1 protein-coding gene and 1 pseudogene are annotated in these 565 nt (G+C 56.6%); both read right to left on the bottom strand.

Annotation, left to right across the window (positions count from 1 at the left end; all coding sequences use genetic code 11):
- Positions 1-184 (bottom strand): thymidylate synthase (locus A3754_RS02270; protein WP_231880445.1); only part of this gene is annotated, 184 nt, incomplete at its 3' end.
- Positions 181-531, bottom strand: a pseudogene (locus A3754_RS02265) (prolipoprotein diacylglyceryl transferase); the annotation flags it as partial. The pseudogene A3754_RS02265 and the gene A3754_RS02270, both read right to left, overlap by 4 nt.
- Positions 532-565: the final 34 nt, after the last annotated feature.

Here is a 565-nt window from a genome sequence, read left to right as displayed (position 1 = left end):
ACCACAGCAGCTCATGAATAATCGAGCGCAGGTGCAGCTTCTTGGTGGTGAGCATGGGAAAACCCTGGCTCAGGTCGTAGCGCATCTGATAGCCAAACACCGCATAGGTACCGGTACCGGTACGGTCTTCCTTGTAGGTGCCGTTCTCGCGGACGTGACGAAGCAGATCAAGATATTGCTTCATGACTTCACTCCTCGCTCATCGTTTCGATACGCCCAAACCAGCATGGCAATACCGAGAATAATCATCGGAATGCTCAGCAACATGCCCATAGTCAACCAGCCGCCAGCCAGATAACCAATGTGGGCGTCCGGCTCCCGGAAGAATTCCACAAAGGTGCGCGCGCAGCCATAACCGATACCGAACAGGGCGGTCACCGCCCCCGCCGGGCGAGGCTTGGCCGAATACACCCACAACACCAGAAACAGCACCACACCCTCCAGCAGCATTTCGTAAAGCTGGGAAGGATGCCGCGCAATCTGCAGCGGATCAGTGGGGAACACCATGGCCCAGGGGGCATCACTGGCGCGGCATCCTTCCCAGCTTTAATGAAATTGCCAAAGC

This window comes from Alcanivorax sp. HI0083, from assembly GCF_001635175.1.
This window is presented reverse-complemented; position numbering and strand designations above follow the sequence as displayed.